We start from the raw sequence: 17,864 nt of genomic DNA, 5'->3' as shown, positions 1-17,864 counted from the left end.
TATAGGGGGAATTTAAGTGAAGTTAACCATTTTTCACACGAACGATATTCATAGTCATTTAAACGAATATGCACGTATAACATCTTATATGGCAGAACATAGACCCAAACTTCAACATCCCTCACTCTATTTAGATATAGGCGACCATGTGGATTTATCAGCACCAGTGACTCAAGCAACGATAGGTCGCAAGAATATCGACTTGCTTAATGAGGCTCAGTGCGATATTGCGACGATAGGTAATAATGAAGGTATGACCATCTCTCATGAAGCATTAAATAATTTATATAATAATGCGACATTTAACGTCATTTGTACAAATGTTATCGATGAAGAAGGAAAGTTACCTCATAACATAGCCTCATCATGTATTAAAGAAATTGAAGGCGTACGTATTTTATTTGTGGCGGCAACAGCACCTTTCACACCATTTTACAGAGCTCTTGATTGGATTGTAACGGATCCTTTAGAAGCGATTAAAGATGAAATCGCTAATCAACAGGGTAATTATGATGTACTTATTGTGATGAGTCATGTAGGCATCTTTTTTGATGAAAAGTTATGCCAAGAGATTCCTGAAATTGATGTGATTTTTGGGAGTCATACACACCATCATTTTGATGAGGGTGAAATGAATAATGGCGTACTTATGGCAGCTGCTGGTAAATATGGTTATTATTTAGGTGAAGTTAATTTAACTATTGAAAATAAAAATGTTGTTAGTAAAGAAGCGATTATTTATCCGGTTGAAACATTACCTATGGTTGAAACAGATTATGAGTCAGAAGGAAAGGCATTGATGAGTGAACCGGTGATTGATTATCCTATCAACTTAAGTAGTAAAACAGATGTCATTACTAAAACGACTTATTTATTAGCTGAAAGTGTATTTGAATTTACTAATACAGATTGTACTATCATAAATGCTGGTTTAATTGTAAAAGGAATTGAAGCGGATAGACTAACGGAATATGATATTCATAAAATGTTGCCACATCCAATTAATCTAGTGCGCGTACGTTTGACAGGTAGTGAATTGAAAAAAGTAATTGAAAAAAGTCAGAAGCAAGAATATATGCATGAACATGCTCAAGGACTAGGTTTTAGAGGAGATATATTTGGAGGCTATATTTTATATAATTGCGGTTTTATCCAGTCAGAAAATAGATTCTTTGTTAATGGTGAAGCGGTAGTTGATGATAAAATATACACTTTAGGAACAGTTGATATGTATACGTATGGTAGATATTTCCCTATATTGAAAGGGAAGTCAATTGATTATATTATGCCTCAGTTCCTTAGAGATATCTTTAAAGATAAGTTATTGAGACTCCAATAGAATAACACAAATAAATTATGTATAGAATAGAATTAAATTCAAGGTTGAAATTTGTGGTTTATTACGTTTTAATTTAATGTAAATTTCGTTATAATAGGAAAAGATAGATTATACAGGAGGGTATACGTGGTTATGGCTACTAAAAATGAAGAAATCTTACGTAAACCAGATTGGTTGAAAATTAAGCTTAACACGAACGAAAACTATATTGGCCTCAAGAAGATGATGCGTGAAAAGAACTTACACACTGTTTGCGAAGAAGCAAAGTGTCCAAATATACATGAATGTTGGGGTGCTAGACGTACTGCTACATTTATGATTTTAGGTGCAGTATGTACAAGAGCATGTCGTTTCTGTGCAGTTAAAACTGGCTTACCTAATGAACTAGACTTAAATGAACCAGAACGTGTTGCAGAATCAGTTGAGTTAATGAATTTAAAACACGTTGTTATCACTGCAGTTGCACGTGATGACTTAAGAGATGCAGGTTCTAACGTATATGCTGAAACAGTACGTAAAGTACGTGAACGTAATCCATTCACTACAATTGAAATCTTACCATCAGACATGGGTGGTGACTATGAAGCACTTGAAACATTAATGGCTTCTAAACCTGATATCTTAAACCATAATATCGAAACAGTACGTCGTTTAACACCAAGAGTTCGTGCACGTGCAACATATGAAAGAACATTAGAGTTCTTACGTCGTTCTAAAGAATTGCAACCAGATATTCCTACTAAATCAAGCTTAATGGTTGGTTTAGGAGAAACGATTGAAGAGATTTATGAAACAATGGATGATCTTCGTGCAAATGATGTAGACATTTTAACAATTGGTCAATATTTACAACCATCACGTAAGCATTTAAAAGTTGAAAAATACTATACACCATTAGAATTTGGTAAATTAAGAAAAGTAGCTATGGACAAAGGTTTCAAACACTGTGAAGCTGGCCCAATGGTACGTAGTTCTTATCATGCCGACGAACAAGTAAATGAAGCGGCTAAAGAAAAACACCGTTTAGGTGAAGAAAAATTACAACAAAATTAATTTGAACAATTAAACGGTTTAGATTAAGTTTTTAGAGACTTAGGTTGCACATTTTAAATTGAATTGTGTAATCTAAGTTTTTATTATACGAGTTAAAGGTGACAAATTATGATTAAGATAGGTCAACAATATTTTGAAATCATTGAAGAATATAGATCATGCTTTGATGAAGAATTATTTGCATCGAGATATTCAAATATATTAGATAAGTATGATTTTATTGTAGGGGATTTTGGATATGATCAATTACGATTAAAAGGTTTCTATAAGGATACGAATAAAAAAGCTGAAATCTCGAAACGTTTTTCGAGTATTCAAGATTATATATTAGAATATTGCAATTTCGGTTGTCCTTATTTTGTTTTACGTCATTTATCTAACAAAGAGGTACAACAATTAAATCATGATGAAGAGGAAGTTATTTTGTCTGATTCTGAAGATAAATTGCATGATGTTAAAATTAAACCTACCATTCAGGAAGTTAAGCACCAAGATGAGTAACTATAGAATTAATAAAATGAGCTGTGAAGAAATCTAAGAGAAGAGATTTTTTCACAGCTTTTAAAATAGTAATTATTGAATGACTTGATTAAGATATTCAATGATTTCATCACTTTCTTCTTGACTCACACCTAGAATATGCGCGATATATCCTTCTTCTTCAATATCATCTGTCCCGATAATACCGAATTTGTTTGTTTGCATATTTAGCACAAGTGTCTTTCCGTAATGACGATCTGTTTGAACGAGCATTAAATCATAACGGCTATGTTCACCTACAAAGCCTACAAACTGTACTTGGCTTTGTTCTTCATCATCATATAAGTACATATCTATCATAAGAGTAGAACTCCTTTTATCTTGTATTTTTAATTAAGTATAACGACAAATGAAGACCTATGCAAAACTGTGATATGATAGACATATTAAGAGGTGAAGGATATGTATTTTGTAGATAAAGATCAGCTTACTTTAAAATTAACTTATTTAAATCAATTAATTAAAGATTATGAATCGAATAAAGGAAATCATTATGCATTTGAACGTATCGCACAAATGTTAATTGAATCATCTGTGGATATAGGTAATATGATTATTGATGGTTTTATCTTGAGGGATCCAGGAAATTATAAAGATGTCATCGATATTCTTGAACTAGAAGGTGTTATTTCGAAATCTACTCAACGATATGTTAATGAAACAGTTGACATTAGAAAGCAGTTCGCACACCATTATACAGAACTTGATAATAGTAAGATTCAGCCATTATTTGACGAGGCTTTGCCTTATTATGAACAGTTTATTCAAGAGGTAACTCAGTTCCTTGAGAAAGAGAATGTTCCAGTTACCGCTTTTGGAAAAGGAGATAACAAGTAATGAAAAATTATAAAGGATATTTAATTGACTTAGATGGAACTATGTATATAGGTACAGATGAAATCGATGGTGCAGCACAATTTATTGACTACTTAAACAATCATCAAATCCCGCATTTATATGTTACAAACAACTCTACAAAGACGCCTGAAGAGGTAACGCAAAAATTAAAAGAAATGAATATTGATGCGAAACCTGAGGAAGTTGTAACGTCTGCCTTAGCAACAGCAAATTATATTGCAGATGAGAAAAGTGATGCTACGGTATACATGCTTGGCGGCAGTGGCTTACGCACAGCTTTAACTGAAGCTGGATTAACTGTAAAAGATGATGAAAACGTTGATTATGTTGCGATTGGTTTAGATGAAAACGTTACTTACGAAAAATTAGCTGTGGCAACGCTTGCAGTACGTAAGGGTGCAAGATTTATTTCAACGAACCCTGATGTATCGATTCCTAAAGAACGTGGTTTCTTACCAGGTAATGGTGCGATTACAAGTGTAGTTAGTGTATCTACAGGTCAAGCACCACAATTTATTGGTAAACCGGAGCCAGTCATTATGGATATTGCTTTAGACATCTTGAAATTAGATAAATCAGACGTAGCAATGGTTGGCGATTTGTATGATACCGATATCATGTCTGGTATTAATGTTGGTGTTGACACAATTCATGTACAAACTGGTGTAACGACTTATGAAGAAATAAAAGAAAAAGACCAACAACCTACATATTCATTTAAAGACTTAAATGTAGCAATTTCAGAATTAGAAAGAAATGCCCAAAAATAAAAGAGGGGTGGCATGACATGGTTAAAATTCTAGTCACACGTCAAATTCCAGATCGTTTCATAGAGCAATTGGAACAGTTCGGCGACGTTAAAATGTGGAAAGAAGCATTTGAACCTATGCCTAGAGAGCAATTTTTGAAAGAATTAGAAGATGTTGATGCATGTTTCATCACATTAAGTGAAAAGATTGATGCCACATGTCTCGAACACGCTAAACATGTAAAGGTAATAGCAAATATGGCGGTTGGTTTTGACAACATTGATGTTAAGTTAGCTCAAGAAAATGGTATAGTCGTTACTAATACACCTCAAGTACTTACAGAAACGACAGCCGAATTAGGGTTTACGTTAATGTTAACTGTGGCACGACGTATTGTTGAAGCGGAAAAATATGTACAAGATGGTGAATGGAAAAGCTGGGGACCATACTTATTATCTGGTAAGGATGTTCATGGTTCAACTGTAGGTATTTATGGTATGGGTGATATTGGAAAGAGTTTTGCACGTCGACTTCAAGGATTTAATACAACTATCTTGTATCATAATCGTTCAAGACATGAAGATGCAGAATCAGAACTTAATGCAAGTTATGTATCCTTTGATACATTATTAGAAGACAGTGATTTTGTCGTATGTACTGCGCCATTGACACCTGAAACAGAGAATAAGTTTAATAAAGATGCGTTTTCAAAAATGAAAAACGATGCAATCTTCATTAATATCGGCCGTGGTGCAATTGTAGACGAGGATGCTCTAATTGATGCATTGAACAATCATGAAATTGGTGGATGTGGTTTAGACGTCTTACGTGAGGAACCTAGTAAACTTGATCACCCTCTCTTAAAAATGGAGAAAGCAGTCATATTACCGCATATAGGTAGTGCTTCTGTGGCAACTAGAGATCGAATGATTCAATTATGTGTTGATAACATTGCTGCGATATTAAAAGGAGAAAAACCGTTGACTCCGATTACTAATAAATAAATTTTAAAGAACTTCTAACGTTTAGGTAAAGATTTAACCATGAACGATAGAGGTTCTTTTATTATAACTAACAGTTTTGTTATACCGTATGTAATTGTTAAGCTAACTATTTGGTACTAATATAATTATTGTCATTTGAATTCATCATTGCCACTAATGCAGTGTTGTTGATAGTAACATTAACGCATAAAATCTTATTAATTTTTTAAGTGTTAATTTAGCATCATTAGCACAATAGTTTGAAGTGGGAAAATTAATTTGCCTTAAAATCAAATTTTAATTATAATAAGATGAATATATAATATATAAAAATTATATTTAATGAATTTTGTTTTGTTTTCGTGAATTCGGTTTTAACTCAGGAGTAGGACGAATACTTCACTCCGATATTTGAAATGATAGTGAGGTGCAATAGTGCATTGAAAGAGAAAAATCATAAGATGATGAAATATTATGAGAAAGCTAAACCTTATTTATTAACACTTTTATATTTAGCGATATTTATTGCGCTGTACCTAATTTATGGTTCCGGCGATACACATAATAATTTCATTTATAATGAATTTTAATAAGGAGTCTAATTATGACAGATATCATAAATTTAATAAATGACTTCGGTCAAAGTGATCCTGAACGTGTAGCAGTTAGACATAAAGATGAAGAATTAACATATCAACAATTAATGGATGAATCTAGTAAATTAGCGCATCTATTACAAGATAATCATAAGCCGTTAATCGTTTATGGACATATGTCACCTTACATGTTAGTGGGAATGATAGGTGCTATCAAAGCAGGTTGTGGCTATGTACCTATTGACACTTCAGTACCAAGTGAACGTGTGAATATGATTATAAATAAAGTACAACCGGACATTATATTTAACACAACAGATACACAATTAAATTATTCCAATATACAAGAACTTACAATTCAAAGTATCCAAGGTTCTGATAATCCAACACTATTTGACAGTCAAATGGGATTAACGGATGTTGTATATACTATTTTTACATCTGGTTCAACAGGTGAGCCTAAAGGTGTTCAGATCGAATATGCAAGTTTAATAGAATTTGCAGAATGGATGGTATCGCTTAATGAATCAGAAGGTTCACAAGAATGGTTAAATCAAGCACCATTCTCGTTCGATTTATCAGTCATGGCAATTTATCCTTGTTTAACATCAGGTGGCACACTTAATTTAGTAGATAAAGAAATGATCAATAAACCTAAATTACTCAATGAAATGTTAGTTAATACACCAATCAATGCATGGGTATCTACACCATCATTTATGGAAATGTGCTTGCTATTACCTAACCTTAACGAATTAAGTTACACAAGCTTGAATCATTTCTTCTTCTGTGGAGAAATCTTACCTCATAGAACTGCGAAAGCACTTTTAGATAGATATCCAAGTGCAGTGGTTTATAACACGTATGGACCTACGGAAGCGACAGTAGCTGTTACAGGTATTAAATTGACACCTGAAATTATTGAAGCTTATAACCCGCTACCTGCTGGTGTTTCAAGACCTAACACATCATTGTTTACAACAGACGAAGGTGAACTTGTTATTAAAGGTAATAGTGTTAGTCTTGGGTATTTAGATAACAAAGAAAAAACCGATGCGGTATTTAACTTTGAAGATGGACTTCGTATATATCATACGGGTGATAAAGCCATCGAGAAAGATGGACAATGGTTCATTCAAGGAAGAATTGATTTCCAAATTAAACTTAACGGTTACCGAATGGAATTGGAAGAAATTGAAACGCAACTTAGACAATCAGAGTTTGTTAGAGAAACTGTTGTCGTTCCAGTATATAAAAATAATAAAGTAATACATTTAATCGGTGCTGTCGTTCCGACTGAAGAAGTTAAAGATGATTTAGAAATGACAAGACAAATTAAATCTGAACTAAAATCTCGCTTACCTGAATATATGATTCCGAGAAAATTTGTTTGGATGAAACAGTTACCATTAACGTCAAACGGAAAGCTTGATCGTAAACAAGTCGCAGAGGATATTAACGCATGATTCCATATGGCACGTTTACCTTCTTCTTAGTTGCATTTATAGTACTTTTACCAGTCATCATACTCGGATTTTTAGGTAAGCGAAGCTATATTTATAACGGTTTAAGTACTGCAATTATGATTGTCATCATCTTTTCATCAGATAAACATAATTTATTCGGTAATAAATATTTAAGTATTCAACTCATCAGTTTTGTAATTTATCTCATATGGCAAGTGTTATTAATTATGGGTTATTATAAATCAAGACAGAAGAGTAATACATTTAGCAAATTTGTCATTGTAATGATTTTATCCATTTTGCCATTAGCGATTGTTAAAGTATTACAAAGCTCATGGCTAGGTGGTCAACAAATTCATTTCCATGAACACAAGCTTATAGAATTTGTAGGTTTCCTAGGTATTTCTTATGTAACGTTTAAAAGTGTGCAATTAATTATGGAGATTCGAGATGGATCTATTAAAGAGATCAAAGTTGGGAAATTATTCCAATTCATTTCTTTCTTCCCAACGGTGTCTTCAGGGCCAATTGATCGCTATAAACGTTTTGTTAAAGACGATAAAAAGGTTCCTACAAGTGAACAATATAGGGAAATGGTTGCCAAAGCGATACACATGATTATGCTTGGATTTTTATACAAGTATATTATCGCTTATTTAATCAATGTTTATGCAATTCATCCATTATTAATGAATCTAGATGGATTTACTCATAAATGGCTATATATGTATGCTTATAGTTTCTATTTATTCTTTGATTTTGCAGGATACAGCTTATTTGCTGTAGCAGTAAGTTATTTATACGGTATTAATACACCGCCTAACTTCAAGCAACCTTTCAAAGCCAAAAATATAAAAGACTTCTGGAATAGATGGCATATGTCATTATCGTTCTGGTTTAGAGATTGTATTTATATGCGTACATTATTCTATATGTCACGTAAAAAAACATTTAAAAGTCAATTTGCGATGTCTAATTTCGCATTCTTCTTAAACTTCTTTATCATGGGTGTGTGGCATGGTTTAGAGTTATTCTATATCGTTTATGGTATTTACCATGGACTGATGTTTATTGGTTATGGATACTATGAACGTTGGAGAAAGAAACATCCACCACGTTGGCAAAATGGTTTTACTACAGCGTTGAGTATTATCATTACTTTCCATTTTGTAGCATTTGGATTTTTAATCTTTTCAGGAAAATTAATTTAAAAGGAGTCATAAATTATGGAATTTAAAGAACAAGTATTAGATTTATTAGCTGATGTGGCAGAAAATGATGTTGTAAAAGAGAACCCTGATGTTGAAATCTTCGAAGAGGGTATCATCGATTCATTCCAAACGGTAGGTTTATTACTTGAGATTCAAAACAGATTAGGCATTGAAGTATCTATCATGGATTTCGATCGTGATGAGTGGGCAACTCCAAACAAAATTGTTGAAGCATTAGAAGAATTACGATGAAATTAAAACCATTTTTACCAATTATTATTAGCGGCATTTTATTTCTAGCCTTCGTATTAATGCCTGCTAGCTGGTTTACTGGATTAGTTACAAACAAGGCTGTCGCTAATAATAGAATATCTTTAACAGATCAAGTTCTTAAAGGTACGCTCATTCAAAATAAACTATTTAGTAGTGATAAATATTATCCAATATATGGGTCAAGTGAACTGAATAAATTAGATCCATTTAACCCTGCACTTGCTCTAAATCATAGAAAACATACTAAACCAATTTTTCTAATTGGTACGGGTGGTAATACAGATTTAATCAATGCAATTGAATTAGCTGGTCAATATGATCAACTAAAAGGGAAAAAGATGACATTTATTATTTCACCACAATGGTTTAGTACGCATGGTGTTAATAATCGTGATTTTGTAGCACGTACAACACCAAATCAAATTAATCAGTTATTTCAACAAAAAGATATGCCTTCAGAATTAAAAGAGAGATATGCCAAACGCTTATTACAATTTAAAAGTGCGTCGAATAAAGAATTCTTGAAAGACGTCGTAAATAATCACGGTAAAGTAGATGGTAACTATGTTTCTCGCTTTAAAGAGAATCAGTTATTAAAAATTGAAGCGATTAAAACTTACTTCTCATTAGATAAGTCGCCATTATCACATGTGAAACCTGTGACTGAGCCAAATGTATCATGGCAGGAAATGCAAGATAAAGCTGTGACATTAGGTGAGAAACGCTCATCATCAAATAATTATGGAATACGTAATGAATATTGGGAAAAACTTATGCATAAAAAGCCAATGAATCATCGTAAATATGAGTTTAAAATGAACTCTCCAGAATTTAATGATTTATCATTGTTAGTGGATACAATGCATAATGCAGGTGCAAACGTACAATACGTTATTTTACCGGTGAATGGTAAATGGTATGATCACTTAGGTATTGAACGCTCAACAAGAGAACCAGTCTATAAGAAAATACATCAAACTGTAGTAGCACATGGTGGTAAGGTGTATGATATGTCAGATAAAGATTATGAGAAATATGTTCTTAGTGATGTCGTTCACGTAGGTTGGAAAGGTTGGGCTCACATGAACCAACATATTGTTCAACATATGAATGATGACAAAAACCCGCATAACAAAGATCATTATAAACAACATGAACACCAATAATTAACAAAAGCACCAACGCGCAGAGTTTAAGAACTCTGCGCGTTGGTGCTTTATTGAATATATATCATATATGTCAGACGCTTAGAATACTTGTTCAACTTCAATAACGCCTGGAACTTCTTCGTGTAACGCACGTTCAATGCCGGCTTTTAATGTGATTGTTGAGCTAGGACAAGTACCACAAGCTCCGTGTAATTGTAATTTCACAATACCATCTTCTACATCTACTAATGTACAGTCTCCACCATCACGTAATAAAAATGGACGTAAACGTTCAATGACTTCAGCTACTTGATCAAACATCGTTGCATTCTCAGTAGGCATGAGATATGTCTCCTTTCAAGTAAATTACTTCATAAATTCATTATTAATTTATTATAATAGATAAAGAAAGAAAAATCTATAAAACAAAACGGGGGATTTGAGTATGACTAAAGTAAGCGTGGTAGTATATGGCGCTGATGTCGTATGTGCAAGTTGCGTCAATGCACCAACATCTATTAATACATTTGAATGGATTAAACCTTTATTAGAAAGAAAGTATCCAGACATTCAATTTAAATACACATACATTGATTTTCAAAATCAAACAGATAATCTAAGTGATCATGACCAACAGTATATTGAACAAATTGAGGAAGATGAATTATTTTATCCTTTAATTACAATGAATGATGAGTATGTAGCAGATGGTTATATTCAAACAAAGCAAATTACAAACTTTGTAGATAAACATTTTGCAAATTAATTTAAAGTATAATTCTTGAGAAAAAGAGGTCGGGGTAGGATAGGATTCATCATGAATTCTATCCTACCCCTTATTTTATTATTAACCATTATGATATTTATATAACCATAGGACGCCCGATTTAAGTATATGAGCAAGACGTCCGGTAACTGTACGGTCCATAATATAGGCAAAGCCTTTTTTCTCGCCAAGAGAACCAAGGAAACCTTGTACTTTTAATTCAGGCATTTTATCTGGTAATGGTTCATTATTCCATTGTTTCTTAAGTACATTAGCGATTTGATCACCTTGAACTTCAGCTAATTGTGCACTTGGTGCATGAGGTAAATCAGCACAATCTCCGACTATAAATACATTAAGATATGTTGGCACTTGATGATATTGATTGATGATGACACGTCCACTTCGATTGATATCAATCGGTAAATGTCTTACAACTTCAACAGGTTGAATTCCAGCAGTCCAGACAACTAAATCAACATTTTCTGGTGTACCACTATTATAAATTTTTCCTGGTTCCACTTTATCAATTAAAGAATTAGGCACTACTTTAACATTGTTTTCACGGAACCATTTAGCGATATAATTGCTTAATTTTTCAGGAAAATTCCTTAAAATTCGCTCACCACGGTCATAAAGTATGACTTCTAAATCTTCACGACTTTCACGAAGCTCACTTGCTAACTCTATGCCGCTTAAGCCAGCACCAACAATACCTACACTAGCGCCACTAGGTAATTCACTAATACTATGAAATGTTTCGCGTGCCTTGGAGAGTGTTTGAATACTATGCGTGTATTCCTCAGCACCAGGAACATTATGATATTTATCTTCACAACCTAAGCCAATAACTAATTCATCATAATCTACTTTTGTATTACCAACAGATACGATTTGAGCATCTAAATCAATATCATTAATTTCTCCATAAATAGTATTAACGCGTTCTGAATCAGGAAAGTTCATACGAACATCACTATCAGACTTAGTACCCGCAGCTAAAGCATAAAATTCTGGTTTCAAGCCATGGAATGGCATACGATCAATTAACGTTAAAGTATAATTTTCTGGTAATGCATCAGGTAAGATACGCGACATGATACGCATATTACCATAGCCGCCACCAAGTAATACTAAATTTTTCATCTGTTATACCCCTTTATAAAAATTTGTTATTCCGAAATGATTTTGACTAATACCCTTTGAATTAAGCAAACTTTAGTAAATTATTTAAACTTTTATTTAAAAATTTCAAACAATCAAAGTAGTTTATCCACCACATTTATTGCCCCTAACAATAAAGTGCATGATATATGTATATGGTTATTATATCTTTTTTTCAAAATGACTACAATGAAATGTGTGGTAACGAAACTAAGCTAAAGATATAGGTGTGTATTGTTGTTCCAAATAATATAAAAATGATGAGCGAGGACAATGCAGGCCAAATCAAGATTTGTTATAATAATATAATTAAAAAAATGAAGAAGAAGGTGAAGTATGTTTCCATTAGTCGAATTTTGCATTTCAAATATGGCAAAAGGCGGAGACTACGTTTACGATAAGCTTGAGAATGATCCTGATGTGGATGTATTAGAATACGGATGTTTAAATAATTGTGGCGTATGTTCATGTGGGTTGTATGCATTGGTAGATGGTGATACTGTTGAAGGTGATACACCAGATGAGTTATTAAATAATATTTATAAACATATAGAAGAGAATGACTTTACTAACTTATTATAGGAGGAATGGTTTATGTCAACTGTAACATTAACTGAAGCGGCAGCTTATGAAGTAAAAGATATGTTGAAAAGTAATGACATGGCAGATGGATATTTAAAGATTAAAGTAAACGGTGGTGGCTGTACAGGTCTGACATATGGTATGTCAGCTGAAGAACAACCAGGAGAAAATGATGAAGTACTTGAATTTTATGGATTAAAAGTATTAGTAGACAAATATGATGTGCCTGTATTAAATGGTACGACAATTGATTTCAAACAATCTTTAATGGGTGGAGGATTCCAAATTGAAAACCCTAACGCAATCGCTTCATGTGGTTGTGGTAGTTCATTTAGAACTGCTAAAGTAGCTGGAAATCCGGAAGAATGCTAATATAATTGCAAGTAATTTATCACTAAGAGTAATCCTTTAAGACAGTAATTTTCAGGATAATATGATTATTTTAATAATAGTCTTGTTGTTGCTTGAAAATGAACTATAAAAACTATAGAATTGAAGATGGATTGAACTTTGTCTTTTTTGTGAACTAAAGTTCATAAAATCGAATTGAAAATGAAAGTGTTGACTAAGACTATAAATGGGGATGAACAATAGGTTAAGTGCAAAGTCTTTTGAATGAATCAGATAAACATATATTAAGGTAAAATATATTGTTACATCTGAACTTTGTTATGTTCTGAAATTTGTAGCCTTTTTCTACATTTAAGAAAATAATTATGAAAGCTTAGGTGAATGAAATGGCACAAGATCGTAAAAAAGTACTTGTTTTAGGTGCAGGTTATGCTGGTTTACAAACAGTAACTAAATTACAAAAAGAACTTTCTGCTGACGAAGCGGATATTACATTAATTAACAAAAATAAATATCACTACGAAGCAACTTGGTTACATGAAGCTTCAGCTGGTACATTAAACTATGAAGATTTAATTTACCCAATTGAAAGTGTAATTAAAGAAGATAAAGTTAAATTTATCAATGCAGAAGTAACTAAAATCGACCGTAACGCTAAAAAAGTAGAAACAAATCACGGTATCTATGATTACGACATTTTAGTAGTAGCATTAGGTTTCGAAAGTGAAACATTTGGAATTAATGGTATGAAAGACTATGCATTCCAAATTGAAAATATTGAAACTGCACGTAAATTATCTCGTCACATCGAAGATAAATTTGCAAACTATGCAGCTTCTAAAGAAAAAGATGATAAAGACTTAGCTATCTTAGTTGGTGGTGCAGGCTTTACAGGTATCGAATTCTTAGGTGAATTAACTGAAAGAATTCCTGAATTATGTAATAAATACGGTGTTGATCAAAGCAAAGTTAGAGTAACTTGTGTTGAAGCTGCGCCAAAAATGTTACCAATGTTCTCTGATGAATTAGTTAATTACGCAGTTAACTACCTAGAAGACCGTGGTGTTGAATTCAAAATTGCTACACCAATCGTTGCTTGTAACGAAAAAGGTTTCGTAGTTAAAATTAATGATCAAGAACAACAATTAGAAGCTGGTACAGCAATCTGGGCTGCTGGTGTTCGTGGTAGTAAATTAATGGAAGAATCATTTGAAGGTGTTAAACGTGGTCGTATCGTGACTAAACAAGATTTAACTATTGAAGGTCATGATGATATCTTTGTTATTGGTGACGTTTCAGCATTCATCCCAGCTGGTGAAGAACGTCCATTACCAACTACAGCACAAATTGCAATGCAACAAGGTGAACACGTTGCGAAAAGCATTAAAAACATCTTAAACGGTCAAGCAGCTACAGACTTTGAATATGTTGATCGTGGTACTGTATGTTCATTAGGTGCACATGATGGTGTTGGTATCGTATACGGTAGAGACATTACTGGTAAAAAAGCTGCATTCATGAAAAAAGTTATCGATACTCGTGCAGTATTCAAAATCGGTGGCGTAGGCTTAGCATTCAAAAAAGGTAAATTCTAAGTTTCTCATATAAATTATCTAATATGATTTTGAAAATAAATACTAATTTAAAGCTACAATGCCAATTCGCAGTAGCTGACTGAACTGAAAAAGCGTATAAATCAAGCTTTTCTCATTTCTAGTCATCCTTATGGGGGTGGAATAACGAATTCATTGTGAATTCTGTTCCACTCCTTCTTTTATATGATATAAAAAGGAAGTGTAGAGGTTATGGTTAATTTCAATATAAGTAATACAGTTTTAAATTCAGAAGTATTTATTATAGGGTTGCCTGATCACATCAATCAACTTGGTTATATTAATTACAATAATGAAGATATAACAAAACAAATTGATACATACCGTCATCATCATTTAATTAGCAGTCAATTAGGTAAAATATCTTCAACTTTGTTACCTTTAAAAGACTCATCAAAACGACTTATTACTGTTGGATTAGGAAATTTAAAGACGCTTGATTATGGTACGCTATTGAGAGCTTTCGGCAATTTGTTTCAATTTTTAAAAGAAGAACGTGTAACTGAAGCAGATGTATTATTCGATACATTGATTTCAAAGAAAATAGAGCAAACCAAAGTCGCAGAGGTTATGGGACTACAAAGTGAACAGGCAGTTTACAGTTTTGACAACTATAAATCTGATAAATCTGCACCCTATCAATTAGAGTTAAACATAAGTACGAATAAAGAGGACTTACATCGATATTTTATCAATGGTGCTATAATCGGACAATCGGTTAATGTTGCACGTGACTATAGCAATATGCCACCTAATATACTAACGCCTAATTATTTTGCTGAACAGGTTACGCAACACTTTGATGAAACATCAGTAAAAGTTGATATTAAAGATGGAAAACAATTATTAGATGAAGGATTCGGAATTATTCATGCTGTTGGTAAAGGGTCGGAGAATCCTCCAGTTGTAATAACTATGACATATAATGGTGGTGACAGTGAAGACGCACCAATTGCATTAGTAGGAAAAGGTATTACATATGATTCAGGTGGCTATAGCATTAAATCGAAGATAGGTATGCAGACTATGAAATTTGATATGTGTGGCGCAGCTAATGTAGTTGGAATGATTGATGCGATATCACGCTTGCAAATTCCTATCAATATTGTAGGAGTTATTGCTTCTGCTGAAAATATGATAAGTAGTAATGCAATGAAACCTGATGATGTATTGACGGCATTGAGTGGTGAAACAGTTGAAATGTTAAATAGTGATGCGGAAGGGCGTTTAGTACTAGGAGATGCTGTATTCTATGCTAATCAATTTCAACCTAAGATTATTTTAGATTTCGCTACATTAACAGGAGCTGCAGTTGCAGCACTAGGTGAAGATAAAGCAGCTTTATTTAACTCTAATGCAGATAAAGAGATTGAGGAAATACGAGTTAGTGCTAAAGAAATGGATGAATATGCTTTTGAATTACCTATGACTAAAACTGAGCAACGATTAATACGTCAATCTGACGTTGCAGATTTAGTCAATCATACAAACGGTCATGGAAAAGCACTCTTTGCAGCCACATTTATTACTCATTTTAGTGGATCTACACCACATATCCATTTCGATATTGCTGGTCCTGCGACAACTAACAAGACTAGCTATAAAGGTCCAAAAGGCCCAACTGGCAGTATGATTACTACTGTATTAAATTGGTTAAGATAAATAGAAAAGTAGAAATCATTTGGTTAAGGAGTAGAAACATGTGCTATTGCGTGTTTCTACTCCTTATTTAATATGAATAATCTTATTAACTTAGAATGTAATTCTACATTGACAACGTACCAGTTACTTGGTATGATAAGGAACATATTAAATACTTTAGTTCGGTAGAGAGATAAAGGATGTGTTGTTATGTTTAATGCAGTTGTAATAGCCGTATTATTAATGATTGTTTTATGCTTATGTAGACTAAATGTAGTTATTAGTCTGTTCATTAGTGCATTAGTAGGCGGTCTCATTTCTGGAATGAGTGTTGAAAAGGTAATCAGTGTATTTGGAAAAAATATTGTAGACGGTTCCGAGGTAGCGCTAAGCTATGCATTATTGGGTGGATTTGCAGCATTGATTTCATATAGTGGTATTACAGATTATCTTGTAACTAAGATAATCCGCGCAATTCACTCTGAAAATAGCAGACTATCAAGAATAAAAGTAAAAATCATTATTATCATAGCTTTACTCGCGATGAGTATAATGAGTCAGAACCTTATACCGGTTCACATTGCTTTCATTCCAATAGTTATACCGCCACTATTAAGTCTGTTTAATGATTTAAAAATTGATAGAAGACTTATTTCTCTAGTCATCGGATTTGGTTTGTGTTGGCCTTATGTCTTATTACCATATGGCTTTGGACAGATTTTCCACCAAATTATTCAAAGCGGTTTCCAAAAAGCACATCACCCTATCGAATTTAATATGATTTGGAAAGGCATGTTGATTCCTTCACTTGGTTATATAGTTGGTTTAATCTTGGGTATGTTTTATTATCGTAAACCACGAGAATATAAAACAGAAACTTATGTAGAAGATGAGAATACAATTAATGAAATTAAACCGTATGTACTCGTAGTTACAATAGTCGCTATATTAGCTACATTCTTAGTTCAAACTTTTACTGATTCAATGATTTTTGGTGCATTAGCAGGTGTACTCGTATTCTTTATTTCGGGTGTTTACAAATGGAGAGAATTGGATAGTCAATTTGTTGAAGGTATTAAAATCATGTCATTTATAGGTGTTGTTATTCTTTCAGCTAATGGTTTCGCAGGTGTCATGAATGCAACAGGAGATATCGAAAAATTAGTATCAAGTTTGACTGACATTTCAAATGGTCACAAGTTATTAAGTATTGTCATCATGTACATTATTGGTTTAATTGTAACTTTAGGAATTGGTTCATCATTTGCAACGATTCCTATAATTGCAACATTATTTATTCCACTTGGTGCTTCACTCGGCTTAAGTACTATGGCTCTAATCGCTTTAGTAGGAACTGCGAGTGCTTTAGGTGATTCAGGATCTCCTGCAAGTGATTCTACGCTAGGGCCAACAGCTGGGTTAGATGTGGATGGACAGCATGATCATATTCGCGATACATGTATCCCGAATTTCTTATTCTATAATATACCTTTAATGGTATTTGGTACGATTGCAGCTATGATATTATAGG

At 33.0% G+C, this 17,864-nt stretch carries 20 protein-coding genes; 17 read left to right on the top strand and 3 right to left on the bottom strand.

Translation table 11 applies throughout. The features are described from left to right. The first annotated feature begins 16 nt into the window (after positions 1-16). The 3 genes from HMPREF2715_RS00770 to HMPREF2715_RS00760 all read left to right on the top strand — a co-directional run bounded on the left by HMPREF2715_RS00770 (position 17) and on the right by HMPREF2715_RS00760 (position 2,893). Positions 17-1,339: a bifunctional metallophosphatase/5'-nucleotidase gene (locus HMPREF2715_RS00770; RefSeq protein ID WP_070581514.1), complete on the top strand. Its 1,323-nt coding sequence runs from the start codon at positions 17-19 to the stop codon at positions 1,337-1,339. Positions 1,340-1,471: 132 nt separating this feature from the next. Beyond that, complete coding sequence (lipA, locus tag HMPREF2715_RS00765; RefSeq protein WP_029376689.1) at positions 1,472-2,392, top strand: lipoyl synthase; 921 nt, start codon at positions 1,472-1,474, stop codon at positions 2,390-2,392. A gap of 108 nt (positions 2,393-2,500) precedes the next feature. Continuing rightward, positions 2,501-2,893, top strand: coding sequence for a YutD family protein (locus HMPREF2715_RS00760; RefSeq protein ID WP_070581513.1), 393 nt, complete (start codon positions 2,501-2,503; stop codon positions 2,891-2,893). A gap of 72 nt (positions 2,894-2,965) precedes the next feature. Here the strand turns inward: HMPREF2715_RS00760 and HMPREF2715_RS00755 are convergent, their stop codons facing one another. After that, positions 2,966-3,232 (bottom strand): DUF3055 domain-containing protein, encoded by a 267-nt coding sequence (locus HMPREF2715_RS00755; protein ID WP_037548938.1) that lies wholly within the window; start codon positions 3,230-3,232, stop codon positions 2,966-2,968. A gap of 102 nt (positions 3,233-3,334) precedes the next feature. Here HMPREF2715_RS00755 and HMPREF2715_RS00750 point away from each other — a divergent pair, with 102 nt between their 5' ends. The 8 genes from HMPREF2715_RS00750 to dltD all read left to right on the top strand — a co-directional run bounded on the left by HMPREF2715_RS00750 (position 3,335) and on the right by dltD (position 10,234). Next, the gene (locus tag HMPREF2715_RS00750) at positions 3,335-3,769 is read left to right on the top strand and encodes a DUF86 domain-containing protein (RefSeq protein ID WP_059748168.1); all 435 of its coding nucleotides are present in this window, start codon (positions 3,335-3,337) and stop codon (positions 3,767-3,769) included. Further along, positions 3,769-4,560, top strand: a complete 792-nt coding sequence (locus tag HMPREF2715_RS00745; protein WP_070581512.1) for a TIGR01457 family HAD-type hydrolase — start codon at positions 3,769-3,771, stop codon at positions 4,558-4,560. Before HMPREF2715_RS00750 ends, HMPREF2715_RS00745 begins: the two co-directional genes overlap by 1 nt. Positions 4,561-4,577: 17 nt before the next feature. Further along, entirely contained in the window at positions 4,578-5,543 is a 966-nt protein-coding gene (locus HMPREF2715_RS00740) for a 2-hydroxyacid dehydrogenase (RefSeq protein ID WP_070581511.1), read from the top strand. 440 nt (positions 5,544-5,983) lie between these two features. Then, positions 5,984-6,112, top strand: a complete 129-nt coding sequence (locus HMPREF2715_RS00735) for a teichoic acid D-Ala incorporation-associated protein DltX (RefSeq protein ID WP_103262005.1) — start codon at positions 5,984-5,986, stop codon at positions 6,110-6,112. A 14-nt stretch (positions 6,113-6,126) separates the two neighbouring features. After that, positions 6,127-7,584 (top strand): D-alanine--poly(phosphoribitol) ligase subunit DltA, encoded by a 1,458-nt coding sequence (gene dltA, locus HMPREF2715_RS00730; protein WP_070581510.1) that lies wholly within the window; start codon positions 6,127-6,129, stop codon positions 7,582-7,584. Next, positions 7,581-8,795 (top strand): D-alanyl-lipoteichoic acid biosynthesis protein DltB, encoded by a 1,215-nt coding sequence (gene dltB, locus HMPREF2715_RS00725; protein WP_070581509.1) that lies wholly within the window; start codon positions 7,581-7,583, stop codon positions 8,793-8,795. Before dltA ends, dltB begins: the two co-directional genes overlap by 4 nt. Before the next feature lie 15 nt (positions 8,796-8,810). Beyond that, a complete protein-coding gene (gene dltC / locus HMPREF2715_RS00720; RefSeq protein WP_011276285.1) occupies positions 8,811-9,047 on the top strand; it encodes a D-alanine--poly(phosphoribitol) ligase subunit 2 in 237 nt (78 codons plus the stop codon). After that, positions 9,044-10,234 carry a D-alanyl-lipoteichoic acid biosynthesis protein DltD gene (gene dltD / locus HMPREF2715_RS00715; RefSeq protein ID WP_070581508.1) on the top strand — a complete coding sequence of 397 codons (1,191 nt, stop codon included), beginning with the start codon at positions 9,044-9,046 and terminating at the stop codon, positions 10,232-10,234. The genes dltC and dltD overlap by 4 nt, the downstream gene beginning before the upstream one ends. An 81-nt stretch (positions 10,235-10,315) precedes the next feature. Here dltD and HMPREF2715_RS00710 read toward each other — a convergent pair whose 3' ends face one another. Then, the gene (locus tag HMPREF2715_RS00710) at positions 10,316-10,558 is read right to left on the bottom strand and encodes a NifU family protein (protein WP_002433501.1); all 243 of its coding nucleotides are present in this window, start codon (positions 10,556-10,558) and stop codon (positions 10,316-10,318) included. Positions 10,559-10,661: 103 nt separating this feature from the next. Between HMPREF2715_RS00710 and HMPREF2715_RS00705 the strand changes: the two genes are divergently transcribed. Beyond that, the gene (locus tag HMPREF2715_RS00705) at positions 10,662-10,982 is read left to right on the top strand and encodes a YuzD family protein (RefSeq protein WP_037548965.1); all 321 of its coding nucleotides are present in this window, start codon (positions 10,662-10,664) and stop codon (positions 10,980-10,982) included. Between the two features lie 81 nt (positions 10,983-11,063). Here HMPREF2715_RS00705 and HMPREF2715_RS00700 read toward each other — a convergent pair whose 3' ends face one another. Next, positions 11,064-12,128 (bottom strand): NAD(P)/FAD-dependent oxidoreductase, encoded by a 1,065-nt coding sequence (locus tag HMPREF2715_RS00700; protein WP_037559160.1) that lies wholly within the window; start codon positions 12,126-12,128, stop codon positions 11,064-11,066. 354 nt (positions 12,129-12,482) lie between these two features. Between HMPREF2715_RS00700 and HMPREF2715_RS00695 the strand changes: the two genes are divergently transcribed. The 5 genes from HMPREF2715_RS00695 (at position 12,483) to HMPREF2715_RS00675 (ending at position 17,863) form a co-directional block, all read left to right on the top strand. Continuing rightward, on the top strand, positions 12,483-12,728 hold the full coding sequence (locus HMPREF2715_RS00695; protein ID WP_037538976.1) for a YuzB family protein: 246 nt from the start codon (positions 12,483-12,485) through the stop codon (positions 12,726-12,728). Between the two features lie 12 nt (positions 12,729-12,740). Beyond that, positions 12,741-13,100, top strand: coding sequence for a HesB/IscA family protein (locus HMPREF2715_RS00690; protein WP_037559158.1), 360 nt, complete (start codon positions 12,741-12,743; stop codon positions 13,098-13,100). A gap of 365 nt (positions 13,101-13,465) precedes the next feature. Beyond that, on the top strand, positions 13,466-14,674 hold the full coding sequence (locus tag HMPREF2715_RS00685; RefSeq protein ID WP_070581507.1) for an NAD(P)/FAD-dependent oxidoreductase: 1,209 nt from the start codon (positions 13,466-13,468) through the stop codon (positions 14,672-14,674). Between the two features lie 210 nt (positions 14,675-14,884). Continuing rightward, entirely contained in the window at positions 14,885-16,354 is a 1,470-nt protein-coding gene (locus HMPREF2715_RS00680; RefSeq protein WP_070839143.1) for a M17 family metallopeptidase, read from the top strand. A gap of 189 nt (positions 16,355-16,543) precedes the next feature. Then, positions 16,544-17,863 carry a Na+/H+ antiporter family protein gene (locus HMPREF2715_RS00675; protein ID WP_037559151.1) on the top strand — a complete coding sequence of 440 codons (1,320 nt, stop codon included), beginning with the start codon at positions 16,544-16,546 and terminating at the stop codon, positions 17,861-17,863. Position 17,864: the final 1 nt, after the last annotated feature.

The organism is Staphylococcus sp. HMSC062A01, from assembly GCF_001836805.1.
GTDB classification, from domain to species: domain Bacteria; phylum Bacillota; class Bacilli; order Staphylococcales; family Staphylococcaceae; genus Staphylococcus; species Staphylococcus haemolyticus.
Note: the sequence above shows the minus strand (reverse complement) of the source record. Positions and strands in the feature narration are given on the sequence as shown.